Genomic DNA, 25,444 nt, shown 5'->3' on the forward strand with positions numbered 1-25,444 from the left:
AGCCCCTAGGTTAAACGGCGTATTAAGCACGCTTAAGTTACCGCTGCCGCGAGGTCACCGTGCTCGAACGCACCAGCACCACCCAGCGTTACACGAGGGGATTCGCCGCCGCCGTGATCGCCGTCGTCGCCCTGGTCCTGGCGGCGAACGCGGGGCCGGCGAAGGCTGTGGAGCCACAGCAGGCGCGACCGGCCGCCCACTTCGGGAGCGCGGCTCCGGCCGACCGCTAGACACAGCCGTACAACCGCCGCAGTCTCGCCACGGGCGACGGTCGCCCCCGCAGTGCTCAGAATTCAGCCGTGTCCAGCTCGAACCCGAGGGGCGCGGGCAGCGGTACGGCCAGGCCGAGCTTGCGCTTCGGCGCCTTGGTGTAGTCGTCACCGGACGGGTCGGAGTAGACGGTGACCTCGCCCGCCTCCCGGTCGATCAGGAGATAGACGGGGATGCCCGCGCGGGCGTAGCCGTGGATCTTCTTCTCGCGGTCGCGCTCGGCGGTGCTGGTGGAGGTGACTTCAGCTACGAGGATGACACCTGCCGGTTCGTGCCACTCCTCGTTGTCATCGAAAGTGCCTTTGGGGGCGATGACCATGTCGGGGACGACGTGACCGGTTTCGGATGCGCCGGGGACATTCAGGCCGATGCCGGTGTAGTTGCGCAGGCGCCGGTCACGTCGTCGTTCATAGGCCTGCGCACTGAGCTCGGACACGAACTCCTCGTGCTCCCCGTTGGCCGGCGGTGTCACGTAGATATCCCCTTCGATCAGCTCCACGCGCCAGCCCCTGGGGGCCGCCGCATTGATGCGCTCGAAGGCTGTCTCCACGCTCGAATCCGAGTCGTCGGGCATATCGCTGCCCGCGTCGCTGTCGCCGTCAGGGTCATCGTAGGGACCGTGAATGGCCTCGCCCTGGTATCCAGGCATGATGATCGGCTCCGCCGTCGCCATGACAGACCTCCTTCGCTCGACGCGACCCTCCCAGCGTAGACCGGCAGCAGGTCCGGGGAACCCGGAGCCATTCACTCGAACGAGTGTGCTGGTACGTTTCCGCAGGCCGGGGCCTGTCAGGCGCTGCCCGCCCACTGAACAGCCCCGCCGACGAAACAGCCGGCGTGCCGCGTTGCCGTTGGGCCACTCGCTTCTTGGCCAGTGTCGCGTTTCCACGACCCGAGTAAAGGGCGCTCCGCTGACGCTCCGCGTCGCCTTCGGGGAGGTGACCGACACCGATCCCCGACCACCGCAGTCACCGTCGTCCACAGCTGTGGACGAACCCGCATCCGCACCCACAACCGAACTCGCCGACGGCGGTCGCGGGCTGCTCATCCTCGATGCCGTCACCGACCGATGGGGATGGCATCACCTCCCCGACTCCCGCGACCGCCCCCACCACTCCGGAAAAACGGTCTGGTTCGAATGCGACACCAAGCCGACAGATTGATGGGCCTGCACTTCCGTGTTTCGCCGTTTCGCCGTTTCACCCGTTTCGCCAACGCGAGATGGACGGCGATCGACGTGAGAGGCACGGCCGGTGACGCCCGCGAGAACAGTTATTCGAAAAGCCGAGCTGAATGAATTGTCCTGATGAAAGGACCTTGCCGATCAACCCTCTGCTTGCCAGCCTCGGTCGCGCCACGCCGGAGCACCTCACGTCGCGGCACCACCCCTCACGGACCGAGCCTCTGGAGAGCCCCCGCATGTCTCAGGCAGTCAAGAAGAAGAGATCGAAGTCCCGTCTCGGCAAGGCCGCGCTCGTGGCCGCCACCGCCACCGCCCTGACCGTCGGCCTGACCGGCAGCGCCCACGCCGCCCTGCTGACGCCCTTCCCCTACATGGGCGACGGCGCCCCGAAGCAGGAGATGTTCCAGCCGTTCTTCGACTACGACTCCGACGGCTGCTACCCCGCCGCCGCCGTCGACGCGAGCGGCAGGCTCAACGGCGGCCTCAACAACTCCGGAGCGCTCAACGGCGGCTGCGGGCGCGACCACCTCGGCAAGGCCAACACCTACTCGCGGGCCAAGTGCGACAACGGCAGCGGCTGGTGCGGCATCGTCTACACCCTCTACTCCGAGAAGGACCAGGGCAACCTCGTCTTCGACATCGGGCACCGGCACGAGTGGGAAGCCGCCGTGGTCTGGTACCACGGCAACGACGAGTGGCCCAGCTACGTGTCCACCTCCGCCCACGGCAACTACACCACCAAGCGGTTCAACGACGTGGAGCGGGAGGGCAAGCGCTTCAAGGTCGTCTACCACAAGGAGGGCGAGCTCGGCACGCACTCGTTCCGCTTCGCCGGTGCGGGCGAGCGGGCGGAGGCGTGGGGCAACGGGGCCTGGGACCGTCCGGCCCTGGTCCCCTACGACACCCTGTGGAGCAGGAACCGCACGGCCTTCAACGCGCTGGCGAACTCCGACTGGGGCCAGGCCAACTTCCCGCTCCAGGACAAGAACGACCGCTTCCGGAACACCCTGAACAAGGCCAAGCCGTCCGGCATCACCTTCAACGCCTGGAGCTGACGCCCGGCCCGCACCAGCGGCCCTCGGCGGACCACTCCCCCCTGTCCCGCCGGGGGCTTTTCCTCCCCTTTACACCGCCCCCACCTACGCTGCCTCCATGACGTCTCCCGCCGCCCGCACCGCGCTGGACCTCACCGCCGACCTCCCGATGTCCGCCCTGGAGGACTTCTACCGGGACCTGCACCGCCATCCCGAGCTGTCCTTCCGGGAACACCGGACGGCGGCCAAACTCACCGAGCGCCTCACCCGCGCGGGATACGAGACGGCGGAGGGTATCGGCGGCACAGGAGTCGCCGGTCTGCTGCGCAACGGCGACGGGCCGACGGTGCTGCTGCGCGCCGACATGGACGCGCTGCCGGTCCAGGAGCTGACCGGGCTGCCGTACGCCTCCGAGACGCCGGGCCTGATGCACGCCTGCGGGCACGACCTGCACGTGACCTGGCTGGCGGGAGCGGCCGAGGCGCTGGCCGCCGGCCGGGACACCTGGTCCGGGACGCTGCTGATCGTCGGACAGCCCGCGGAGGAGACCGGCGAGGGCGCGGAGGCGATGGTCGCGGACGGGCTGTACGACCGTTTCCCGCGCCCGGACGTCCTGCTCGGCCAGCACGTGGCGCCGGGCCCGGTGGGCCGGTACGCGCATGTGCCGGGGCTGATCCTGTCGGCGACCACGGACGTCGACATCCTGGTGCACGGGCGGGGCGGACACGGGTCGCGCCCCGAGACGACCGTGGACCCCGTCGTCACGGCCGCCTACATCGTGACGCGGCTGCAGACCGTCGTCAGCCGGGAGATCGCCCCGCGTGAGCCGGCCGTCCTGACCGTGGGACGCATCGAGGCGGGCACGGCCGCCAACATCATCCCCTCCACGGCCCGCATCTCCCTCAACCTCCGTACGCAGTCCGAGGCGGTCCGGGACCGGATGGTCGCCGCGATCAGCCGTATCGCCGAGGGCGAGTGCCGGGCCGCGGGCTGTCCGCGCGACCCCGAGGTGACCCTGGGCAACTCGTTCCCGGTGACGGTGAACGACGCGGAGACCGACCGCCGGGTCGCCGCCGTGCACCGCGAGGTCTTCGGCGCCGATACGGTCTTCGACCCGGGCCCGGCCATGGGCAGCGAGGACTTCTCCCGGCTCGCGGAGGGCAAGCTGCCGTACGCCTTCTGGTTCGTGACCTCCACCCCGCCCGAGCTGTGGGACGCCGCTCCGGGTGCCGACCTGCTGACGCGCTCCGAGTCCGTGCCCAGCAACCACAGCCCCCACTTCGCGCCGGACCTGTCGACGGTGGCGCCGGGCGTGCGGACACTGGTGTCGGGGGCGTTGGCGATGCTGGTCAGTTCTGGGTCTGCAACTGGCTCAGCTGCTGTTTGATGTTCTCCAGTGCACCCTCGCGACGGCCGGGCACCCGGCCGCGCAACTGCGCGAGCGCGAACCCGAGTTCACGGGCGGAGTCCGCGTCGCGGATCTGCCCCCACTGGTGGTGGGCCCGGTCGACGGCCGCCTCGACGGCGGGCGTGTCCGGCGTCTGACCGGCGCCCAGCCTGGCGGTGGCCACGGCCAGCCAGGTACGACAGCTACGGACCGGGTCCCCGGCGAACATCGCCAGGTCCGCGCGGACTTCGGCCCAGTGGAGGGCCTGTTCGGAGCCGGCACCGTGGGCGCGCACGGCGGCCTGCTCGTGCTCGGCGGCGAGGGCGTCGGCGTCGGTGTGGCGGCCGGACTGAACGGCTGCGGTGATGTAGGCGTGGGGGTCGTCATGCGCGGGCCGGGCGGCCTCGCTGTCCGCCTGCCGGGCGGCGGCACCTGCCACGGACCGGGCGGCAGCCGCTGCCACGGACCGGCCGGTGTCACTTCCTCGGGACCGGCCGGTGTCACTTGCTCCGGACCGGCCGGTGTCACTTGCTCCGGACCGGTCAGCGTCACTTCCTCCGGACCGGTCAGCGTCACTTCCTCCGGACCGGCCGACAGCACCTTCTCGAGACCGGTCAGCGTCACTCAGCCCGTCGTGGGGGTCCCCCCGCTCGAGCGAAGCCGAGGGTGGGGGAGTTTGAGGACGAGGCCGTTCAGGCCGATACGGGGGTCTGGGGGCGAAGCCCCCAGCAGGGACGGCAACCCCAACACCAGGCACCCCAACACCAGGCACCCCGACGCCCGGCACGCCCAGCACCACGTCCCTGTACACCTCATCGCCCAGCCGAGCCAACACCTGCTGATGCAGCTCCGGTACGGCAGGCCGGTGCCCACTCCGCAAAATCGTCGCCACGGCCTTCATGTACGTCGGCGCACCCACCGTCCGCCGAGAAGGCGGCGGCGCCACACGGCCGTACACCGCGATGTTGCGACCGCAGTCCAGCGGATGCGACCGCAGCCACTCCCAGGTCTCCGCGTCCGCGTGCAGGTCGAGCACGAGTGTCGTCGTCCCCGCCTGCCGCAGCCGCAGTTCCTCCCGGATCCATTGCCAGGGGAGGCCGGTGTAGCGGACCGTGGCCGTGGTCGTGCGGGCCAGCGCCAGATGGGGCAGATGCTGACGGCGGTCCAGAAGAAGCTGCCCGGTGACGAAGACGGTGAGCGGCCCCGGGGCCGCCGCCGCGGCACGCAACCGCGTGAGGACGGCCTGCGGTTCCAGCGGGTCGGCGAGTTCGACGACGTTCGCGGTGTCGGTGCCGGACAGCACGGCGGGCGGCACGGCCGCGAGGACGGGGAGCACGGAGGCCGCGTCCACCAGACAGCCCTTGCCCACTGGCGCGGCGGCGAGCAGCAGCACGGTTCCGGGCATCGGTCCCTCCCCAATTCCCCGTCGATGTCCCCAGTCGATCTCGTACGTCAGCACCGTAACCGCTGCGGCTGCAAAGGGGGGCCTCAGGACTGCAAACGTCCCTTTCGAGCGGACTCGTCAGCGGACTCGTCGGCCCGGCGCACGGCGAACACCGTCGTGTCGTCGGCCAGCCGTCCGCCGCAGTGCCGCAGCGTGCCGTCCCGCACGAAGGCGACCAGTCGGCCGGGATCGGCGGCGCGCGGGTCGGCGGCGACGGCGCGGGCCACCTCGTCGGTGAGCGGGTAGAACAGCCCGTCACCGTCGCGGGCCTCGGTCACGCCGTCCGTGGTCAGCAGCAGGGTCGTGCCGGGGGCGAGGGGCACGCGGTGCACGGGCGGCAGGCCGGCGGCGAGTTCTCCCAGGCCCAGCGGAAGGCCGCCGCCGGGCGGCAGGGGCCGTACGCCGTCGGGACCGACCGCCAGCGGCGGTTCGTGGCCGAAGACGACGGCCTCCACCTCCTCGCGCCCGTCCGCCGGGAAGCCGAGCAGCACGGCCGTCGCGAACCGGTCGCCGTCCTCCCGGCCGAGGGCCGTGACGAGCAGGTCGTGCCGGCGCATGCGGATCTCCAGGCGTTCGGCGACCGTCGCCAGGTCCGGCTCGTGGTAGCCGGCCTCGCGAAACGTGCCGAGCAGCGCGGCCGCCGCCTCGACCGCGCCGAGCCCCTTGCCCTGCACGTCGCCGAGGAGGACGCGGGTGCCGTGCAGGCCGGGCTGGATGTCGTAGAAGTCGCCGCCGACGCGGGCCTGGCTGTCGGCGGCGAGATAGACGGCCGCGTGCTCGAGGCCGCCCCAGACGGGCGGAAGGTCCCGCAGAACGGTACGGCGGGTGGTGTCGGCGATGTCCCGCATGTGCAGCATGCTGCGCTCGCCGCGCAGCCGTACCTCGCAGGCCAGCAGGGCGAGGACGCCGCCGACGGCGACGAGGATGAAGTCGGGCAGACCGGTCTGGTACTGGTGCGGCCAGGCGCTGTCCGCGAGGACGTACGTGACGACCGCGAGGACGGCGAACCCGGCCGTGCCCCACATCCCGCAGATCGCGGCGGCGATGCCGGGCACCAGCACGATCCAGGAGATGATCCGGAACTCGCCGCTGGTGTTGAAGTCGACCGCCGCGATCGCGCCGAGCAGCAGCAGCGGCGGCATCCAGGCGACGCTGCGGCCCCGGACGCGCAGCATCTGGTGCGGTCCCAGGACGTCCTCCTGCCCCACGCGGGGCAGCCGGGCGAGGACACTCCGGCGACCGCCCGCCGGTCTCAGTACTCGGCCGCTCACGGGCTCAGCGAAGCATGGGCCCGCGGCGCCCGCATCCCTTCCCGCGTCCTTTCCACGGACTTGCCAGGGCGTGTCCCCAGGTGTGCTCTGGTAGGCGGGGGCGAGGAGAGAGAGGAGTGCTCTCATGGCTCACACGGCACCCACGCCCGGCGGAACACACGGAACCCACGGAACCCACGGAATGCCCGGTATACGCGGCACGCGCGAGACGCGCCGTACGGTCGTCAGGCCGGCCCGCCCGCCCGACATCTTCAGCGAGCGGTTCCACAGGGTGGCGAGGTATGCGATACCCGTCGCCCTCGGGCTCCTCTACGGCTACTGGGCGGCGGCCAACCGGCGCGACGGCGGGCCGATCACCGGCGAGAACGTGCTGTTCGGCTTCGTCACCGCGCTCGCGTTCATCGTGCTCTGCATCGCCGTGGCGGTACTGGCCCCGCGCCTGATGCGCGAACTGCACTCACTGACGAAGTCGGCCTTCGCCGGGGCGGCGATCGGCTTCCTCTACAGCCAGGGCGGCGCCGGCGTCTGGGCGTCCGTGGTCCTGGGTCTGGTCATCACGGCGGCGATCTTCGCGGTGTTCTTCTACCGCTACTACACACGCGAGGACGCGGAGGGGAACCGCATCCGCTGAGCCGACGGGGCCGGCGGTTCCAGACCGCGCGACCCGGGCGGGCATAGTGCAAGGACCCCTTATCCACCCGTTTGCAGTCCCGCAGCTCGCACACCCGCCCCCGCGGGTCTTGCCTGGAAGGGTGCCCTCGGCTCCGGAAGGGACTCCACGTGCTCGACATCGCCGCTGTCTGGCTGCCCGTCACGGCCGCCGTGCTCGCCGTCGCCGGCATCGCCCTCGCGGCCTGTCGCCGCCGCGCGGTCACGGCCACCGCGCTCGGCACGGCACTGGGCGGCGCCTTCCTCGCCCTCGCGGTCGCCGTCGGCCGCCGCCTCACCCTGGCCGACCTGCACGACCCGGCCCACCAGCCGGCCGCCGGCGCGCTCTACGACGCCCTCACCTCCACCCTGCGCACGGTCTCCCGGCTGCTGGTCGCCCTCGGTCTCACGGTGGCCGTGACCTGCCGGCTCAGCGGACCTCTCGTGCGACGCCGGCGAGCGTCCGCAGCGCCCGCCGCAGATCCGGTACAGCGGCCGATGCGAGTCCGAGCCTGACCGCGTCCGGCGTGCGGCCGGGGTCGACGGCGAAGGCCGGGCCGGGCGTGACGGCGATGCCGTGCGCCGCCGCGGCGGCCGTGAAGGTGTCGGCGCGCCAGGGCGCGGGCAGCTCCCACCAGGCGTAGTAGGCGCGCGGATCGGACCGTACGGAGAAGCCGTGCAGCTCCTCCCGGAGGATCCGCTGCCGGTGCGCCGCGTCCGCCCGCTTCGCCGCGACCAGCCGCTCCACCGTCCCGTCCTCGATCCACCGTACGGCCGCCTCCATCGCGAACCGGCCCGCACCCCACCCGCCGGACCGGATCGCGTCCGCCACGGCCTCGCCCCGGTACGGCGGTACGACGGCGAATCCGACGGTGAGCCCGGGAGCGACGCGTTTCGACAGACCGTCGACGACGTGGGTGAGGCGGGGCGCGTGCACGGCGAAGGGGTCGCCGTCGGCCAGGAAGGACCAGATGCGGTCCTCCACGACGGGGATGCCCAAGTCGATGACGACGTCCGCGAGGTGACGTCGCCGCTCCTCGCTCATGGTCAGGGACGTCGGATTGTGCAGCGTCGGCTGGACGTACAGGGCGGAGAGGGGCGCGCTGCGGTGAGCGGCGGCGACGGACTCGGGGCGCGGGCCGTCCTCGTCCGCCGTGAGCGGCACCAGCGTGATGCCGAGCCGTGCGGCGATCTCCTTGACCACGGGATACGTCAGCGGCTCGACGCCGACGCGGCCACCGGGGCGGACGAGGGAGGCGAGGGTCGCGGCGATGGCCTGGCGGGCGTTGCCCGTGAAGAGGAGCCAGTAGGGGCTGGGGTGCCATCCCGCAGTCGCGAGGAGGGATGCGGCGGTCTCCCTGGCCGACGGGGTGCCATCGGCGGGCGCGGGGCGCATGGCCTCGGTCAGGACGTCGGGGCGGAGCAGGGGCGCGAGGGTGGGGGCGAGGAGCTCGGACTGGCCGGGCGCGGAAGGGTAGTTGAGCTCCAGGTTGACGGGGGCGGTGGTCGCGGGCTCGGTGAGTCCCCGCCCGGCCCCCGGCTCCGCCGGAGTCGCCCGCACGAAGGTGCCGCGACCGACCTCCCCGACGACCAGCCCCCGCCGCACGAGTTCGCCGTACACCCGCCCCGCCGTCGACCCGGCGATCCCGCGCCGCCGCGCGAACAGCCGCTGCGGAGGCAGCCGTTCGCCGGGCCCCAGCCGTCCGGCGGCGATGTCGTCGGCGAGCCGGTCGGCGATGCGCCGGTAGTCGTCCACAAGGCCCCCTTCGGAAGAGCAGGTCGGACAAGCAGGTCGGGCAGGCAGGTCGGGCAGGCAGGTCGGATTGCACCGAGGGCAAAGATCTTATTGCACCGATGAGTTGAGGCGGCCTAGGGTCGTCCACATGACCCCTTTCCCGGTGTTCCTCGCATACGAGGACAAAGGCGCCGATCATGCCATGGCACCCCTCGTCCTCGTCCACGGCCACCCCTTCGACCGCACGATGTGGGCCCCGCAGATCGAGACGTTCGCCACCGAGCGCCGGGTGATCGCCCCCGACCTGCGCGGCTACGGCGCCTCCCCGCGGACCTCCGGCGTCACGGGCTTCGCGCAGTTCGCCGAGGACATCGAGGCGCTGCTCGACGAGGTGAAGGTGGAGACGTTCGTGCTGGTCGGCCTGTCCATGGGAGGCCAGATCGCGATGGACTGCTACCGGCAGTTCCCGGACCGCATCCGGGGACTGGTCCTCGCCGACACCTTCCCGGCGGCGGAGACACCGGAGGGAGCGAAGGCCCGCAACGCCATGGCGGACCGTCTCCTGCGGGAGGGCATGCGGGGATACGCCGACGAGGTCCTAGAGAAGATGGTCGCCCCGTACGCGGACGCGCGCGTCAAGGAGCACGTCCACCGCATGATGACGACCGCTCCCCCGGAGGGCGCCGCCGCGGCCCTGCGCGCCCGCGCCGCCCGCCCCGACTACCGCGACCTGCTCACCCGCGTCACGGTCCCCGCGCTGGTCGTCGTGGGCGCCGACGACGCGTACACGCCGGTCGCCGACGCGGAGGACATGCACGCCGTCCTCCCCGACTCGACGCTGCGGGTGATCGAGGGGGCGGCGCACATGCCGAACCTGGAGCGGGCGGAGGCGTTCAACCGGGTGCTCGGGGAATTCCTGGCACGGGTGGACGGCCGCTCGTAACCTCCTCTCCGTGACCGACCCCGGACGATGGCTCGCCGCCCTGCTGTTCGCCGGGGTGAGCCTCGTCGTCGTATGCCGGGCCGCCGACACCGACGGAGTCACCGACGGAGTCACCGACCACCGTGCGCTGGTCGTGGACATCGCGCTTCACCAGCGGGGATGAGGATGAAATGGGCAGCTCATAATGGGCGCATGTCCCGAGAGTTCCCCATCGGCCTCACACCTCCCGACTGGCTGGTGAGGAACCTCCAACCACAGCCGGCGCCGGTCAACTGGCCCGCCGTCGCCCGCGCCGCCATCGCGATGGCCCTCCCCCTGGCGATCGGAATCGCCGCCGACGAGCCGACGTACGGCGCCATCGGCTCCATGGGCGCCCTCTCCGGCGTCATCGGCGACACGGCCGACGCCTACCGCATGCGGATCCTCAACATCGCGATCCCGCAGCTCTTCGGCGCCGTCGGCATCACGCTCGGTTCGCTGGTCTACGGCCACGGCTGGCTCGCCGTCGCCGCCGTCACCGGCGTCGCGCTCGTCTCCGGGATGATCTCGACGATCGGCGCGGTGGCCTCCGTATCGGGACTGCTGCTGCTCCTGAACTCCGTAGTGGGCGCGGGCCTCGCCATGCCCGGCGAGTGGTGGCTGGCCCCGGCCCTGATGACCGGCGGCGGCCTGCTCGTCCTGGTCCTCGCCCTGCTGGCCTGGCCGCTCAGGTCGGGGGTGCCGGAACGGGCGGCGGTCGCGGGCGCGTACCGGACGGTGGCCGACCTGCTCACCGTCAGCGGGACGGACCGGACGGAGGAGTACGACGAGGCCCGCCATGCCGTCACCCAGTCCCTCAACCAGGCGTACGACCTCATCCTCGCCCGCCGCGCCCGCCACCACGGCCGCAGCCCCGAGCTGACCCGCCTGCTCGCCCAGCTGAACGCCATCACCCCGGTCGTCGAGGCCGCCCCGGCCGCCCACCTCGCGGGCCACGCGCTCCCGTCCGAGGCGCAGGAGGCCGTTCGCCACCTCGCCCAGGCCGTGGAGACCGGCTACACCGGTCCGATAGGCCTCAAACTCCCCGTCCCGGTGACCGAGACCTCGCGGGCGGTCGACCACGCCCTGCGCCATGCGGCCGAGGTCGTGACCTCGCCGGACGTGGACCCGCGAGGCATCGACGACCGTCTCGGCAGGCCCGCCGCCCTGAGCATCCGCGCGGCCCGCGCCGCCCGCAACGTGGCCCTCTCCGCGGCCTCCTGGCGCTACGGCCTGCGCCTCGCCCTGTGCATCGGCCTGGCCCAGGCCTTCGTCTCGATCATCTCCGTCCCCCGCTCCTACTGGGTGGCCCTGACCATCACCTTCGTACTGAAGCCGGACTTCGGTTCGGTCTTCTCCCGGGCGCTGCTGCGCGCGCTGGGCACGGTGGCCGGGCTGGTGATCGCGGCCGCGGTCCTTTCGCAGGTGCCGCGGGGCTGGTGGGACGTACCGGTGATGCTCCTGCTCGCCCCGCTGATCCCGGCGCTCACGCCACGCGGGTACGGCTACCAGACGGCGGCGATCACCCCGGTGATCCTCCTCCTGTCGGACGTCCTGAACCACCAGGGCACGGCCCTGCTGCTGCCTCGCCTGGTGGACTCGCTCATCGGCTGCGGAATCGCACTAGTGGCGGGCTATCTCCTCTGGCCGGAGAGCTGGCACACGCGGGTCGGCGACCGCCTCGCGGACGCGGTCGCGGACACCGCGCGCTATGTGGAGGGCGCGTTCGGCGCGCCGGGGGTCGAGGCCGTCGACCCACCCGCTCGCGCCCGTATGCGCCGCCGCCTCTACCGCGACCTCTCCGTCATCCGTACGGAGTTCCAGCGTGCCCTGACCGAGCCGCCGCCGACCGGTCGCCGGGCCGCGGCCTGGTGGCCGCTGGTCGTCGCCGTCGAACGCATCGTGGACGCGACGACGGCGGCCCGGGTGCGGGTACGGCACGGGGCGCCACCACCGTCGGAGGCCGAGGTAGGTCAAGTGGCCTTGCAGCTGCGGGAGTTGGCGGAGGGCCTACGGGAGGTGGAGGTGCTGTACGCGGTGCGTACGGACCTCACCGGGCCGTCCGGCAAGTTGCTGGAGCCGCTCAGGCAGGAGGTGGCGGCGGCGAGGGCGATCGCGTCACCGCACTGAGACCTCTCAGGGTGGGGACGCGATCGCCGGGAGTGCTGCTGCTCAGACTGCTCTAACCGCTCAGACCGCTCAGACGCCGATGTCGCAGCCGTCCTTGCGCCACACCGCCACGACCGACGGGCGAACGATCTTGCCGGGCCCGTCGGGCCAGGTGCTGGCGGGCTTCTCGAGGGACGCGCCGTCGAGCTCGCCGGGGTGCTGTACGGCGACCAGCACGCGCCGGTCCTGGATGACCGGACCGCAGGTCTCCGCACCCTTCGGCACGGTCAGGAACTGCTTGAGCTCACCACGCCGCTCACCCTTCGTGGCAACCCCGAACAGCCCGTCGTGCGAACCGAGCTGGGCGCCGTCGGTGGAGATCCACAGGTTGCCGTACGAGTCGAAGGCCACGTTGTCCGGGCAGGAGATCTGGCTGACCTTGTCCTTCGGGAAGCCGGCGAAGTAGGTCGCCGGGTCCTTCGGGTCACCGGCGACCAGGAACAGCGACCAGGCGAACTTGGTGCTGTCGGCCTGGTTCCAGCGCTCGGTCAGCTCCAGGACGTGCCCGTGCTTGTTGGCGTTGCGCGGGTTGGCCTCGTCGGCCTTGGCGTTCGTACCGACACCGCGGTTGGAGTTGTTGGTGAGGGCGACGTACACCTTGCCGGTGTGCGGGTTCGGCTCGATGTCCTCGGGCCGGTCCATCTTGGTGGCGCCGACCTTGTCACCGGCGAGGCGCGTGAAGACGCAGACCTCCTCGGCGGTCATGCCCTCGACGTGCGAGACGGCACCCTTGGCGGTCGCGGTGACCAGCGGGATCCACTCGCCACTGCCGTCGAACTCGCCGTCGGCCGGCAGCTTGCCCGTGCCGTCGATCTCGATGGCGGGGGAGTCACCGGTCAGCTTGGCGACGTACAGCGTCCCCTCGTCGAGCAGCGAGAGATTGTGCTCCCGCACGGCCCGCGAGTGCCCCTGCTTCATCCGCTTGCTGCCGACGAACTTGTACATGTAGTCGAAGCGCTCGTCGTCACCGGAGTAGACGACCGGCCGCCCGTCGTGGGTGAGCCGCACGGTCGCGCCCTCGTGCTTGAACCGGCCGAGCGCGGTGTGCTTGCGGGGCGTGGAGGTGGGGTCGTACGGGTCGAGCTCGACGACGTACCCGAAGCGGTGCACCTCGTTCGGCTCCTGGGCGACGTCGAACCGCTTGTCGAACCGCTCCCACTTGCGCTCACTCGCGGCGGTACCGATGCCGTACCGCTTGTCGGTGGCACGGCCGGCGTTGGCGAAGTACTGGTTGAAGTTCTCCTCGCCGTGGAGGGTGGTGCCCCAGGGGGTCGTGCCGCCCGCGCAGTTGTTGAGGGTGCCGAGGACCTTGCGGCCGGAAGGGTCGGCGGAGGTCTTCAGCAGCTCGGACCCGGCGGCGGGCCCGGTGACCTTGAACTCGGTGGTGGCGGTGACGCGGCGGTTGAGGTGGTGCCGGGGCACGGGGGTGAGCTTCCCGGTCCTGCGGTCCTCCTCGACGACGACGGCGGACAGTCCGTGGGCGGCCCAGGCGATCTCGACCTGCTCACGGGTGGGGTTGACGCTGTCGTACCCCCGGAACATGAGCACCTCATCGGTGTACTCATGATTGGCGACGAGCAGCTGCCGGTTCCGCTCCCCCGGGAGGGGCAGCAAGGCAAGGAAGTCGTTGTTGTACCCGAACTGACCGGCCTGGGCGGCGGCGGTCTGCTTGTCCGGGTCGAAGGCGGGCGCGCCACGCAGGATGGGCTCGCCCCAGCGGATGACGACGTTCTGCTGGTACCCGTCCGGCACGGTCACGACGTCGGCGGTGTTGGGCGCGACGGCGGCGAACCGCAGCCCGCGCGCGCCCTTGGAGGTGCCCGGCTTGTGCGTCGTCGTTCCGGTGGTGGCGCTGTTTTCGGCCGCGGCGACGGGCTGGGCCACGGCGGCACCGGCGGCGGTGGCCACGGTGACGACGGCGGCGGCCCGCATCATCGAACGGCGGCTGAGCGCGCCGGCGATGACATCGCCGACGTACGTGTTGGCGGAGGTGTTGGGCACCTCGTGGAAACAGGCGTCACCACACCGGAAACGGCAGGTCAGGGCGGATCGTCCGCCGGGATGCGACTCGTTCGAGGTGCTGATCAACGGCAACTGCATGCGCACTTTTACTCTCCCCATTTGCTTCCCCTTTAATCCAGCGTGACGGACGGTAGGCGTGCGTTTGTGCGGGAGCGGGGCGCGACGGTGAACTAAGAGTGAACCCGGGGTGGATGTAACCCAGTTGGCCGTCCTGCCGAGCTGCCGACCGACGGCGTCCTGATGTAGGCCTTGACGTCAGGGGCGGTCGGCGCCCGCCCCTGCCCAAGATCGCCGTCTGGGGCCGCTAACCTTACGTGTCCGTCCTGGCCAGCGATTGACGGGCTTCAACTCACGCGAAGGGTTGCGCACATGGGCATTCTCACTCTCTTGCGGAACGCATTCGGCCGGTCACGCAAGGTGACTGGGTCCGAGGCGGTTCCTTCGCAGGAGGCCGAGCGGACTGTTTCGCCGGAGGCGGAGCGGACTGTTCCGCAGGTGGCGGAGCGGGCTGTTCCGCAGGAGGCGGAGCACGTTGCCGCGCAGGAGGCGGCACCGAAGGTCCCGTCCCCGTCGACGGAGCCCACCCCCGACCCGAAGCCGACGGCACCGGGACCCGAGCCCCGGACATCCACGCTGTCCACGAAGGAGGAACACGACCTGGTCGCGGCCGCCTTCGACAAGGTGACGGTCCCGGCACCGACGAAGCCGACGGAGGCGCCTAAGGCGGAGAAGGCGACGGCGGAGAAGGCAGCGGAGGCAGCGGCGGAGAAGCCCGAGCCGACGCCGGAGCCGGTCGCTGAGGGGCCGGTGAAGGCCCAGGCGCCGGTAGAGGCCCAGGCGCCGGTAGAGGCCCAGGCGCCGGTAGAGGCCCAGGCGCCGGTAGAGGCCGAGGCGCCGGTAGAGGCCGAGGCGCCGGTAGAGAAAGCAGCGGTGTCCGAGGAGCCGCTGGAGGCTGCGGAGGCCGTTCCCGAGCCGGAGCCGACCGCCGAGCCGGAGCCGGAGCCGACCGCCGAGGTCACCCCCGAACCGGTCCCCACCCCAGAGCCGTCAGCCGCCGACGGCGAGGACACCCCACCGGGGCCACCCGCACCCGACAACGAAAGCAGCACGGGTGGTGCGGGTGGGAACAACAAGGCCGAAGGCGAAGCCGAGGCCGTAGCGGAGGCCCCGCAGCCGCAGGCAACCCGCGAAGCCGAGGCCGTAGCGGAGGCCCCGCAGCCGCAGGCAACCCGCGAAGCCGAGGCCGCAGACGACGCCCCGCTGCCGCAGGCACCTGGCCTGGCCACCGCCTACAAAGCCGCCGCCACCGCCCTCGAGACAAAGAACCTCACCGGCACCCGAGCCAAGGTCTACCTCGTCCTCGACCGCTCCGCCTCCATGCGCCCGTACTACAAGGACGGCTCCGCCCAGGCCCTCGCCGAGCAGACCCTCGCCCTCGCCGCCCACCTCGACCCCGAGGCCCTCGACGCCACCGTCCACGTCACCTTCTTCTCCACGGAAGTGGACGGCACCGCCGACCTCACCCTCACCGACCACGAGAACAAGATCGACGAGGTACACGCCACCCTCGGCCGCATGGGCCGTACCAGCTACCACGCAGCCGTAGAAGACGTCCTCACGCACCACACCAAGGAAGCAGCCGGCCACCCCGCCCTGGTGATCTTCCAGACGGACGGCGCCCCCGACGCCAAGACCCCCGCAACCCAGTCCCTCACGGACGCGGCGGCCAACCACCCCTCCGTCTTCTTCTCCTTCGTCGCCTTCGGCGAGCACGACAACAAGGCCTTCGACTACCTCCGCAAACTGAAGACCGACAACACGTCCTTCTTCCACGCGGGCCCGACCCCCCGCGAGCTCACGGACGCCGAGCTCTACGAGGGCGTACTCGCAACCTGGCGCCCGTAACCACGCCACCGCACCCCCACCACTACCACCACGGCCACCACGACCACCACCGGCACCACAGCTCCCCGCACCACCCAGGCCGCCCCTTCCCACCCCGCAAAACGGGAAGCGGGCGGCCCACCCATGTCGGATACGATTTCAAGGTTCGTACGCAAGCCTCGTAAAACCACCCGACCTGGGAGCAGCCCCCGATGGCTCGACACCTCATCACCAGCGCCCTTCCGTACATCAACGGGATCAAGCACCTGGGCAACATGGTGGGGTCCATGCTCCCGGCGGACGTGTACTCCCGGTACCTCCGCCAGCGCGGCCACGACGTCCTCTACATCTGCGCGACCGACGAGCACGGCACCCCCGCCGAGCTGGCCGCGAAGGAGCAGGGCATCCCGGTCGACGAGTTCTGCGCGCAGGCCCACGACGCCCAGAAGGCCGTATACGACGGCTTCGACCTGGCCTTCGACTACTTCGGCCGCAGCTCCTCCCCGCAGAACCGCGAGATCACGCAGGAGATCGCCCGCGAGCTGAAGGCGAACGGCTTCATCGAGGAGCGGGCGATCCGCCAGGTGTACTCCAACGCCGACGGCCGCTTCCTCCCCGACCGCTACATCATCGGCACCTGCCCGCACTGCGGCTACGACAAGGCCCGAGGCGACCAGTGCGAGAACTGCACCCGCGTCCTGGACCCCACCGACCTGATCGACGCCCGCTCGGCGATCAGCGGCAGCAGTGACCTGGAGGTCCGCGAGACCAAGCACCTCTTCCTCCTCCAGTCGGCCCTCGCCGGCGAGGTCGAGACCTGGGTCGACGAGCGCGCCGACAACTGGCCGATCCTCGCCTCCTCCATCGCCCGCAAGTGGCTCACGGAGGGCCTGCACGACCGCGCGATCACCCGCGACCTGGACTGGGGCGTCCCGGTCCCGGCCGACACGTGGCCGGACCTGGCAGCCGAGGGCAAGGTCTTCTACGTCTGGTTCGACGCGCCGATCGAGTACATCGGGGCGACGAAGGAATGGGCGGACCAGGACCCGACCGGCAACCGCGACTGGCGCTCGTGGTGGTGGGAGTCGGAGGCGGACGTCCACTACACGCAGTTCATGGGCAAGGACAACGTCCCCTTCCACAGCGTGATGTTCCCGGCGACCCTGCTGGGCACCCGCGCGCCATGGAAGAAGGTCGACGTCATCAAGGCCTTCAACTGGCTGAACTACTACGGCGGCAAGTTCTCCACCTCGCAGCGCCGCGGTGTCTTCACGCACGACGCGCTGGAGATCCTGCCCGCCGACTTCTGGCGCTACTTCATGATGGCGAACGCCCCCGAGTCCGACGACTCCTCCTTCACCTGGGAGCACTTCACGGCCACGGTGAACAAGGACCTCGCCGACACCCTCGGCAACTTCGTCAACCGCGTCCTGTCCTTCTCCCGCAAGCGCTTCGGCGACGACGTCCCAGCGGGCGGCGAGCCCGGCGAGGCGGAGGCCAAGCTGGGTGAGGAGATCACCCGCCTCCTCGCGGAGTACGAGGAGCAGATGGAGGCCATCCAGTTCCGCAAGGCGGCGGCCGCCCTGCGCGCCCTGTGGTCGGCCGGCAACTCCTACCTGGAGGAGAAGGCCCCCTGGCTGGAGATCAAGACCAACCCGGAGGGCGCGGCCCTGACCCTGCGTACGGCGATGAACCTCATCCACCTCTACTCGGTGGTCTCGGAGCCCTTCATCCCGGCCTCGGCGAAGGCCATGCGCTCGGCGTTCACCCTGCCCGACGACACGGCCCAGTGGGTCACGGCCGACGAGGCCCGCGCCCTGTCCTCCGTCCCGGTCGGCACGTCCTTCACGGTCCCCCCGGTCCTCTTCACCAAGATCACGGACGAGGACCTGGAGACGTACAAGGAGCGCTTCGGCGGCGCCCCGGAGTGACCTGGCACTGGCCTCTCCGGGGCCACCGCTCCAGGGCCCTCAGGCGAACGCGGGCATGATCGTGTCGTGGATCAGCCGCAGCTGGGTGTTCACATCCGCCACATCCTCCAGATCACGGCCCGTGAAAGCCTTCACGAGAGTCCGGTCGGTGACGGCACAGATCATGTGGTTGACACCGGCCGGGGCGATCTCCCGCTGAATCTTGTCCCGGCACTCCTCGGGGGTGCCGGCGATGGAGAGACGTTCGGCGATCTCGGGGGTGGTGAGCTCGATGCCGCGGGCGAGGTCACCGGCCGCGATGGCGTCGATGACCGGTTTCAGCTCGCCGGGGTCCACGCCATTGCGGCGCAGTTGCTCCTCGGGCATCGAGGTGGCGTAGATGCCGACCATGCTGCGGGCCGCGTCCTTGGCTGCGACGGAGTCGGGCCCGGTGGCGAAAACGACCCAGGCACCGATGTCCAGCGACCGCCAGTCCTTGCCCGCCCGCTCGGCTCCGACCTGGATGTGCCGCACCGCGTAGTCGTATGCCTCGCGCGTGTAGCTCAGCGCGTGGTGGCAGCCGTCCGACAGCTCACCCGCCGCCTCGAAGGACTTGGGCCCGCGCATCGCCCCCAGCTTCAGCGGCACCCGCTCCTGCACCGGCCGGGCGAAGGTGAACAGTCCCTGGTAGGAGAAGAACTCCCCGTCGTACGAGATGGCCCCCTCGTCCAGCAGGGTGCGTACGACGTGCAGCGCCTCCTTCACCCGGGACAGCGGGCGCGTGCGGGCCCAGTCGATGCCGTACTGCGCGAGGAGCCCGAAGTTCCCGCTGGACAGCACGCCCTCCGCGCGCCCGCCGGACAGTTCGTCGAGCGTGGCCAGCGCCTGGGCGATCAGCGTCGGCTCGCGGAGCGTGACGGGGGAGACGCTCGGCCCTAACCGGATCCGGCTGGTCTGCCCGGCCGCCGCGAACAGCAGCCACATGTCCTTGTGCCAGGTCTCGTCGGCGGCGTAGCAGGCATGGAAGCCGAGTTCGTCGGCGACTCTGATCGAGGCCAGCGACTCTGGAGCGGGTAGTCGGGGAGCATGGCGTAGCTGAACTTCACGGGCGCCGCCTTCCGTAGCGGGACTGAGCGGTTGTGCTGACGGTTCCCGTGCCTAGTGAGCGGGGCCCGGGACGTCAAGTCCCAGGCCCCTCCCATGAGTTCATGTGGTCAGGGGAGTCAGGAAAGAACCCCGGCGCCCGTGGTCTTCAGCAGGTCCGTCGGCAGGCTCTTCGCGGACTTCTCCAGACCCGCCGTGAGCGTCGGCGTCCAGTTCACCGTCGTCTTCAGCTTCTTCGAGTTCGCGGCGTTGTACGCGGCGACGATGTCGGTGGCCGTGCCGTTGACGAGGTTGCCGCCGCCCGCGACCGACCCCGTGCCGTCGCCGCTGAGCAGCTTGGCGACCTTCGCGCCGGACGGCAGCTGCCAGGCGTTGTGCTCGGCGACGACCTGGGCCTTGGCCCGCGAGTCGAGGCTGTACTTGGCCGCGTAGCCGTTGAGCGTGGTCGTGTCGTAGAAGTTGTTGTAGAGGTGGATCTGGCCGATACGGGCCAGGGGCGCCCTCTGCACGATCCCCTTCCACACGTTGTGGTGGATGGAGACACGCAGCTTGCCGGTGCTGTCGGTGTCGCTGCTGCCGATCAGCATCGTCTTGTCGTGGTTGGTGAATTGATTGCGCTCCACGGTCACCAGGTCGGAGCCGTTGGTGATGTCGAGGGCGCCGTCGTGGATCTGGTACTTGCGGCCGAAGTACGTCTTCTGAGCGCTGTCGAAGAACGGGGCGTCGGTGAACGTGTTGTGGTCGGCCCAGACGTGGGTCGCCCCGCGCAGGGTGACGGAGTCGTAGTTGGAGTTCCACTCGCCCGCCGAGCCGTCCGTCGGGTCCCACTGCGGGAAGCAGTCCTCGGTGGCGGCGAAGGTGAGGTTGCGGACGATGACGTTGTCCACGTTCTGCACCTGGAGGCTGCCGCCCTTGATCCCGGCGTTCGTACCGGGGACACCCACGATGGTGGTGTTGGCGGGCACCCTGAAGACGATGTTCTTCTTCTGCTTGGCCGCGGCGGCCGCGCGGGCGTCCTCCTGGCCGCCCGACGGCGCCTTCTTGCCCCAGGTGCCGGGGTCGTACGCCTTCAGGTACGAGTCCAGCGAGTACCCGGTACCGGCGGCGTAGTCGGCGCAGCTCAGCTTCTTGCCCGAGTCGTCGGTGTTGGCGTCGATGGTGCCCTTGACCTTGATGATCCGCGGGGTGGTGTCGGAAACCGACCCCAGCGCCTTCACGAGCTGCGCGCGGGTGGACACGGTGTACGTGTGCGCGGAGTCGGCCTTGGCGCCACCGGTCGTACCGGACCCGGAGGCCGCCCAGCCGTCCTTGGCGGGCAGGGCCTGATGGTACAGGTCGACGGCCTCGGCGTTCGCGTTCACCACTAATAAGCCGGCGCCGACACCGGCCGCCGCGACGGCGGCGGTGACGACGACGGTGCGCCGCTTGCGGAGGGACCGGCGGTGAGTAGGGGATGCCACGGAGGAGTCCTTTACGTGGGTGTGTGCTGCTCGTGCTGTTCGTGAAGCTCCCGTGAACGGGGCTTACGACTCCTCAGTGGCCGCGGAGGTCATTAGGGTTGCCGCAGCAGAGAAGATTTACGCATCGGCGTGAATCGGCTGAGGGGGATCCATCCATGGCACTGTTCGGCAACGCGCACACCGTCGATCCGGGTCAGGCGCAGCAGGACTTCGCGCGGCTGCTGGGCGCCGGGGAGCAGGTGCAGGCGGCGTACCAGCTGGTCCGTGACGTCATCCTGTTCACCGACCGCCGCCTGATCCTGGTCGACAAGCAGGGCATCACCGGCAAGAAGGTGGAGTACCACTCCATCCCATACCGCAGCATCACCCACTTCGCGGTGGAGACGGCCGGCACGTTCGACCTCGACGCCGAGCTGAAGATCTGGATCTCGGGCAACTCGGTGCCGGTGCAGAAGACGTTCACCAAGGGGGTCGACATCTACGAGGTGCAGGCGATCCTCACGCAGTTCGTGGCGCGATAGCTCGCCGCCACCGCTTCCGTCACGCAGGGCGCCCGGGACTTCAGCTCGAGTTTTGACCTCTGCCGGGCGCGCAAAGATCTGGCGCGGGGGCCCGGACGCTCGCCCAGTGATTGGCAGATCTGTTCCACCGGCACGGCCACCTCACCTGGGGTTTTCCTTCGCAGGGGTGGAACAGATCTGCCAATCACCCCCGATCTCAGCCCTTCCGGCTGTCGTGGCCCGGGTCGGCTGGGAAGCGTGTACGGCGCACGCCGGACTCGACCGCACCTCGTAAACGGTGGACCTATCCGCCGCACGCACTTGGATTGCACGCGGACCCACTGGGCCTCCGCGGCCGCGCTGCGGCTGTGCTACGCCATGGTTGACCTGACGGACGCGGCCCTTGAAGCTCCCGTGAATCACCCGGAGAGTTCGGCCTGCCAGGGTCGTGGCCACTCACCCGACGGCGGCGGATCTCCCACGATGCCGAGGTCCCGCCGCGCGCTCTCGTAGAAGGCATCACGCGCCGCACTCGCCAGCTGATGGGCCTTGGTCCACATCTCCGCGTCGACTGGCCCCTCCCGTACGAGCAGCTCGATGGTCCAGATCGTCTCGTGCCAGCGCCGCGCCGCCGCGATCGTCGCCGCGTCCCCGACGAGCAGGACGGACTCCCACTCTGTCGCGCGGCGGGACTCCGCATCGGCGAGGAGAGGCAGACCGTCGGCTGGCGACAGCGGATCGGCCACGTCCGCGAAACCAAGAGCGGCGCCGATGCGCTGGGCGAGGCGAAGCTGCGCCTTGAGGGCATTGGCGTAACGGCCATACGTCTCGAAGCGTTTCTCGTCCCACCGCTCCTCCCGCTGCCGCTGCCACCGCCGACGCTCGGTCAAGCTCTGAACCGCGTACGAGCCGAGCGAACCGACCACGACGCCTATCAGAGCGGGCAGTTGATCCAAGAGCGCCACAGTCCCTCCCCGACCGATTCCCTGATGTCGCACGCTCATCGCTCTACGACCGGGAACCTCTACCCACCTTCGCCGCGGAGCACCTCTGCTTGGTGGAATGCCGAACGGTTCGTTCCCCTCATCCCTGGTGGACGAACGGGGTACCGACACAGCACGGGACGACTCTGATGCACGGCGCCGGATTGGCACGGGCGCCCACGGAAGATGCGTTGGACCGCCGACCTGGGCATTCCCAGCGGTCAAACTTCGGTGACACGAACTGCTCGGTGGTCAAACTTCGCTGACATTCGGGAAATGGACCCGTCGCCGTACCGGTACGCGCTCACTCCTCGAAGAGCTGCGGGTAACACACCGCCGCGGCGGGCCCACCCCGTAACCGTTCCGCGCCATCCACAGGCGTCTCCCTCTCGTCGGAGGCTCCCCGGTCCCCATCCTCGGAGTTCACCGGAGTCTTCAAAGGCACTTCACTTGTTCTTGGACTGGGGCGCGCAAAGCGTTACAGAGCGAACCCGAGCTCTTCCGCCTCCGCCTGACGACATACGTCAACATCTGTCGCCACATCACCCCGAAGACGTCAACTAGCCCCATTCTCGTGGGATTTGTCCCTAAGATGTCGGCCCTGCACAGCGTCATGAGAGAGGGGTGGAGCGTGGATGCCGAACTGATGGCACTCGCCTCGACAGCCGGTACCGCGGTCGTGACCGCGCTCACCACCAATGTCTGGGAGCGAACCAGGACTGCCGTGGGTTCGCTGTGGCGGCGGGCCTGCCCGGACCGCGCCGAGACCGTGGAGGCCGAGCTTCTGGAGACCAGGGAACTGCTCGAGGCCCCCGGTGCGGATGACCTCGCGGAAGCAGTGGCCGACGACTGGCGGGGCAAGTTCCTCCGCCTGCTCGCCGCACGCCCGGACGTCGCCGAGGAGGTGCGGCGCATGCTGGACGAGGTGCTCGCCCCCACCCAGACCCAGCCCGCCGCAGTCGTCTTCAACGCCAGCCCCACGGGCAACGCCCGTGTGTACCAGGCCGGCCGCGACCAGCACATCACCGAGCGATGACCGGACGATCGACGGGGCCTGCGGGGGCGGGCCCGTCGTCCTTCACGTCGTCACCGTCCGACAGCGGCCGGGCGTACCAGGCGAGCGGCGACCAGAACTTCCACGAGCACCACTACCACGGGTCGGCCCCGCCGCTTCCGCCGAGCGCGCCCAATCGGCGGAAGCCCGCCCTGTACGCGCTGACCGGTTCCCTGACCGCGATGGCTGCCGTCCTGGTCCTCCTGGGAGGAGCCGGCGGAACATGGTTGTTGCTGCGATCGGTCTCGTCCGAGGACAGCAAGGCCGCGGCCGATGCGCCGCGCCCGGACGCACCGGCCAGGCAGACCGCGTCGGTCGCGCCGTCGTCCGCCTCGCCCTCCGCTTCCCGCTCGACCACGTCGCGGCCGTCCACCCCTGCGGCGCCTGCGGCCCCACCGACCAAGGCCACGGCAGAACCCAAGCCGTCACCGACACCGGCGACCCGGAACCCGAGTGCGTCGGCGCTTCCGTCCTGGAAGAACCCGGCACCCGACAAGCAGTGCCGTGCCTGGGTTGCGGCCGGCGTGGCCGACGTGGAGACCCGCCCTTGCTGGCGGCGCGAGGGCGACCGGGTCTTCATGATCGCGGAGTGGCGCACCACCAAGGGGACCGTGCTGGTGGACGTCCACCTCTGGCTGAAGGACAAAGACGGCTACCACGCGGTCTACCCGACGGACACCAGCCTGAAATTCCCCGGCGAGGTCGCCTCACCACAAGGCACCGGCAAGAAGCAGTGGGGGGAGCGGGAGATCCATACCGATCTGGTGCAGGGAGCCACGTATCAGGTCAACGTGAGGGTGCAGCTCAAGGAATCCACCCCGCCCAACGTCAAGAACCCGGATGTGGACGGCGCCCAGTTCCCGTTCGTCTACTAGGGCCTGTCTGGAGTCCTGATCAATGCGGTCTGTTTCGGACCCGAGGATCACGCCGAGCTGATAGAACGCTCCGGTGACGCGCCGTGAACTGAGCGATGCCGAGTGGGAACTGATAGAGCCGTTTCTGCCGATAGGGCAGTACGGCCCTTTCCCGCAGCGCCTGCGAGAGCAGTTCGAGGGCGTCATCCGGCGGTGCCGCACTGGCAGCCAATGGCGAGAGACGCCAGAGGAGTTCGGGGCCTGGCAGACGGTCTACGGCCGCTTCACCCAGTGGCGCGACGTCGGCATGTTCGCCGCGCTGATGGAGGGGATGATCGCCGAGCCCGCTCGGCGCGGACAGGCCGACATGTCCCTGATCAGCGTGGACTCCACGGTGGCCCGTGCCCATCACGACGCGGCCGGGATGGTGGTGGAACCGGAGGTCCTGACGGCGCTGGAAGAGGCCGCGCCGCAGGAAAAGGGGCCACGGAAACCGGGCAAATCGCCTCGGCGACCGTCGACTCGCTGGCTGGGGAGTCCGAGCGGGCCGAGCGCCGACGGCTGCGTCGGCGCCGCCGGGCCCGGCTCAAGGCGGCGGCGCTGGGTCGCTCGCGGCAGCCTCAACCCGGGGCCGCAGTCGCGGCGCCTGGCTGGCAAGCCGGACGCCGCAACCGCGCACGTCAGGCCGAGGCGGTGACCGCTCCGCCGAGGTGCCGGGCGAAGAACCGGACCGCGCTGTCGGCCTCGAACCGGGGCAGCTCCTTGTGCTTGCCCGAGTTCACGTGCAACGACTTCTCCTTCGAGGCGAAGGCGTCGAACAGCGCGAGACCCTCCTCGCGCGAGATGTGCTCGTCGTCCCACTGCAGGTCGAACTCGATCGGGATGGTGATCTGCTTCGCCTTCTCGGCCAGGACATCGGGCCAGTGCTGACCGAAGACCGCGGCGGTGATCCTGGGTTCGATCGCCACGAACGGTACGCCGATCGCGGTGCCCATGTTGATGCCCCAGAAGCCGACCGGCCCGTCGGTGCCGATCTCCGGGAGTTCCTGCAGGGCATCCAGAGTCGCCTGGTACTCGGGTACGGCGAGCTCCGCCAAGTGGTCGTTGTAGCGCACGACGATCGGGCCTTCCGGCTCGCCCGCCGCCCTCGCCCGGAACAGCTCGGCGATTTCCGCCTCGTCGTGTGCCGTGCGCGGCCGGTCGCCGTGACCGGGCGCGTCGATGACGGCGACGTGGAAGCCGTAGCCGGTCACGAGGAGCTGGGCGCGGCCGGACATCGCCGGGTGCTTCTTGTGGTTGCCGCCGCCGTGGGCCATCAGGATCAGGGGCGCGCGATGGGCCGCATTGGAGGCCGGCGACCAGAGGACGCCGGGGACGTCACCCACGGTGAAGTCGCGTTCGAGCATGCCGTTCGACGACGACTGCGCGGTGAACTGCAGAGAGTGCATAGGTGTTGCCCTTCGGGAGTGCCTTGTTGGCGAGGCGCTCCCGGCGACACCTACGTCAATCGCCGGCCGTGATGGGAAGGGGGAGCACCCACGTCGATACAACGTTCATGGGTCTCACCTCCT

Annotated in this window: 20 protein-coding genes and 3 pseudogenes; 14 read left to right on the plus strand and 9 right to left on the minus strand. The window is 70.3% G+C overall.

The window, feature by feature from the left end; translation table 11 throughout:
* The first annotated feature begins 59 nt into the window (after positions 1-59).
* Positions 60-230, plus strand: a complete 171-nt coding sequence (locus tag CLM62_RS50160) for a hypothetical protein (protein WP_179382184.1) — start codon at positions 60-62, stop codon at positions 228-230.
* A 56-nt stretch (positions 231-286) separates the two neighbouring features.
* On the opposite strand, the gene CLM62_RS22155 is transcribed toward CLM62_RS50160, so the two are convergent.
* The gene (locus tag CLM62_RS22155; protein WP_257004011.1) at positions 287-844 is read right to left on the minus strand and encodes a Uma2 family endonuclease; all 558 of its coding nucleotides are present in this window, start codon (positions 842-844) and stop codon (positions 287-289) included.
* Between the two features lie 845 nt (positions 845-1,689).
* On the opposite strand from CLM62_RS22155, the gene CLM62_RS22160 reads away from it, so the two are divergent.
* On the plus strand, positions 1,690-2,508 hold the full coding sequence (locus CLM62_RS22160) for an NPP1 family protein (RefSeq protein ID WP_095751600.1): 819 nt from the start codon (positions 1,690-1,692) through the stop codon (positions 2,506-2,508).
* Positions 2,509-2,605: 97 nt separating this feature from the next.
* Positions 2,606-3,874 carry an amidohydrolase gene (locus CLM62_RS22165; RefSeq protein ID WP_095751601.1) on the plus strand — a complete coding sequence of 423 codons (1,269 nt, stop codon included), beginning with the start codon at positions 2,606-2,608 and terminating at the stop codon, positions 3,872-3,874.
* Here CLM62_RS22165 and CLM62_RS22170 read toward each other — a convergent pair.
* Positions 3,837-5,279, minus strand: coding sequence for a hypothetical protein (locus tag CLM62_RS22170; RefSeq protein WP_095751602.1), 1,443 nt, complete (start codon positions 5,277-5,279; stop codon positions 3,837-3,839). The two genes, CLM62_RS22165 and CLM62_RS22170, sit on opposite strands and share 38 nt — an antisense overlap.
* 83 nt (positions 5,280-5,362) lie before the next feature.
* Complete coding sequence (locus CLM62_RS22175; protein ID WP_373559175.1) at positions 5,363-6,589, minus strand: PP2C family protein-serine/threonine phosphatase; 1,227 nt, start codon at positions 6,587-6,589, stop codon at positions 5,363-5,365.
* A 181-nt stretch (positions 6,590-6,770) separates the two neighbouring features.
* On the opposite strand from CLM62_RS22175, the gene CLM62_RS22180 reads away from it, so the two are divergent.
* The gene (locus tag CLM62_RS22180) at positions 6,771-7,220 is read left to right on the plus strand and encodes a hypothetical protein (RefSeq protein WP_095751603.1); all 450 of its coding nucleotides are present in this window, start codon (positions 6,771-6,773) and stop codon (positions 7,218-7,220) included.
* Positions 7,221-7,348: 128 nt separating this feature from the next.
* Positions 7,349-7,753 (plus strand): annotated as a pseudogene (locus tag CLM62_RS22185) (hypothetical protein); the annotation flags it as partial.
* Here the strand turns inward: CLM62_RS22185 and CLM62_RS22190 are convergent.
* Positions 7,668-8,993 (minus strand): PLP-dependent aminotransferase family protein, encoded by a 1,326-nt coding sequence (locus tag CLM62_RS22190; RefSeq protein WP_095751604.1) that lies wholly within the window; start codon positions 8,991-8,993, stop codon positions 7,668-7,670. The pseudogene CLM62_RS22185 and the gene CLM62_RS22190 overlap by 86 nt on opposite strands.
* 127 nt (positions 8,994-9,120) lie before the next feature.
* Between CLM62_RS22190 and CLM62_RS22195 the strand changes: the two genes are divergently transcribed.
* The 3 genes from CLM62_RS22195 to CLM62_RS22200 are packed head-to-tail and all read left to right on the plus strand — an operon-like array spanning position 9,121 to position 12,063.
* Positions 9,121-9,915 (plus strand): alpha/beta fold hydrolase, encoded by a 795-nt coding sequence (locus CLM62_RS22195; RefSeq protein ID WP_095751605.1) that lies wholly within the window; start codon positions 9,121-9,123, stop codon positions 9,913-9,915.
* A 10-nt stretch (positions 9,916-9,925) separates the two neighbouring features.
* Positions 9,926-10,078, plus strand: coding sequence for a hypothetical protein (locus CLM62_RS50165; protein WP_179382158.1), 153 nt, complete (start codon positions 9,926-9,928; stop codon positions 10,076-10,078).
* 29 nt (positions 10,079-10,107) lie between these two features.
* A complete protein-coding gene (locus CLM62_RS22200) occupies positions 10,108-12,063 on the plus strand; it encodes an FUSC family protein (RefSeq protein WP_095751606.1) in 1,956 nt (651 codons plus the stop codon).
* Between the two features lie 69 nt (positions 12,064-12,132).
* Here CLM62_RS22200 and CLM62_RS22205 read toward each other — a convergent pair whose 3' ends face one another.
* Entirely contained in the window at positions 12,133-14,208 is a 2,076-nt protein-coding gene (locus CLM62_RS22205; protein ID WP_179382191.1) for a PhoX family protein, read from the minus strand.
* 285 nt (positions 14,209-14,493) lie between these two features.
* Here CLM62_RS22205 and CLM62_RS22210 point away from each other — a divergent pair, with 285 nt between their 5' ends.
* Positions 14,494-16,029 carry a VWA domain-containing protein gene (locus CLM62_RS22210; RefSeq protein WP_095751607.1) on the plus strand — a complete coding sequence of 512 codons (1,536 nt, stop codon included), beginning with the start codon at positions 14,494-14,496 and terminating at the stop codon, positions 16,027-16,029.
* A gap of 191 nt (positions 16,030-16,220) precedes the next feature.
* Positions 16,221-17,939 carry a methionine--tRNA ligase gene (metG, locus tag CLM62_RS22215; protein WP_095751608.1) on the plus strand — a complete coding sequence of 573 codons (1,719 nt, stop codon included), beginning with the start codon at positions 16,221-16,223 and terminating at the stop codon, positions 17,937-17,939.
* Positions 17,940-17,978: 39 nt separating this feature from the next.
* Here metG and CLM62_RS22220 read toward each other — a convergent pair.
* Together CLM62_RS22220 and CLM62_RS22225 are read right to left on the minus strand one after the other, a co-directional pair.
* Positions 17,979-19,024: pseudogene (locus CLM62_RS22220) on the minus strand (LLM class flavin-dependent oxidoreductase).
* 117 nt (positions 19,025-19,141) lie between these two features.
* Positions 19,142-20,482, minus strand: coding sequence for a polysaccharide lyase family 1 protein (locus tag CLM62_RS22225; RefSeq protein ID WP_095751609.1), 1,341 nt, complete (start codon positions 20,480-20,482; stop codon positions 19,142-19,144).
* A 155-nt stretch (positions 20,483-20,637) separates the two neighbouring features.
* On the opposite strand from CLM62_RS22225, the gene CLM62_RS22230 reads away from it, so the two are divergent.
* Positions 20,638-21,003 carry a PH domain-containing protein gene (locus CLM62_RS22230; protein ID WP_095751610.1) on the plus strand — a complete coding sequence of 122 codons (366 nt, stop codon included), beginning with the start codon at positions 20,638-20,640 and terminating at the stop codon, positions 21,001-21,003.
* A 398-nt stretch (positions 21,004-21,401) separates the two neighbouring features.
* Here CLM62_RS22230 and CLM62_RS22235 read toward each other — a convergent pair whose 3' ends face one another.
* Positions 21,402-21,947, minus strand: coding sequence for a hypothetical protein (locus CLM62_RS22235; protein WP_257003995.1), 546 nt, complete (start codon positions 21,945-21,947; stop codon positions 21,402-21,404).
* A gap of 649 nt (positions 21,948-22,596) precedes the next feature.
* On the opposite strand from CLM62_RS22235, the gene CLM62_RS22240 reads away from it, so the two are divergent.
* From CLM62_RS22240 to CLM62_RS22255, 3 genes and pseudogenes are all read left to right on the plus strand, one after another.
* Positions 22,597-23,001: a hypothetical protein gene (locus CLM62_RS22240; RefSeq protein WP_095751612.1), complete on the plus strand. Its 405-nt coding sequence runs from the start codon at positions 22,597-22,599 to the stop codon at positions 22,999-23,001.
* The gene (locus tag CLM62_RS49395; protein WP_143659125.1) at positions 22,998-23,894 is read left to right on the plus strand and encodes a hypothetical protein; all 897 of its coding nucleotides are present in this window, start codon (positions 22,998-23,000) and stop codon (positions 23,892-23,894) included. The genes CLM62_RS22240 and CLM62_RS49395 overlap by 4 nt, the downstream gene beginning before the upstream one ends.
* A 73-nt stretch (positions 23,895-23,967) precedes the next feature.
* Positions 23,968-24,488 (plus strand): annotated as a pseudogene (locus CLM62_RS22255) (transposase); the annotation flags it as partial.
* 65 nt (positions 24,489-24,553) lie between these two features.
* Here the strand turns inward: CLM62_RS22255 and CLM62_RS22260 are convergent.
* Entirely contained in the window at positions 24,554-25,321 is a 768-nt protein-coding gene (locus CLM62_RS22260; protein WP_095751616.1) for an alpha/beta hydrolase, read from the minus strand.
* Positions 25,322-25,444: the final 123 nt, after the last annotated feature.

This window comes from Streptomyces sp. SA15 (genome assembly GCF_002291145.1).
Lineage (GTDB): Bacteria > Actinomycetota > Actinomycetes > Streptomycetales > Streptomycetaceae > Streptomyces.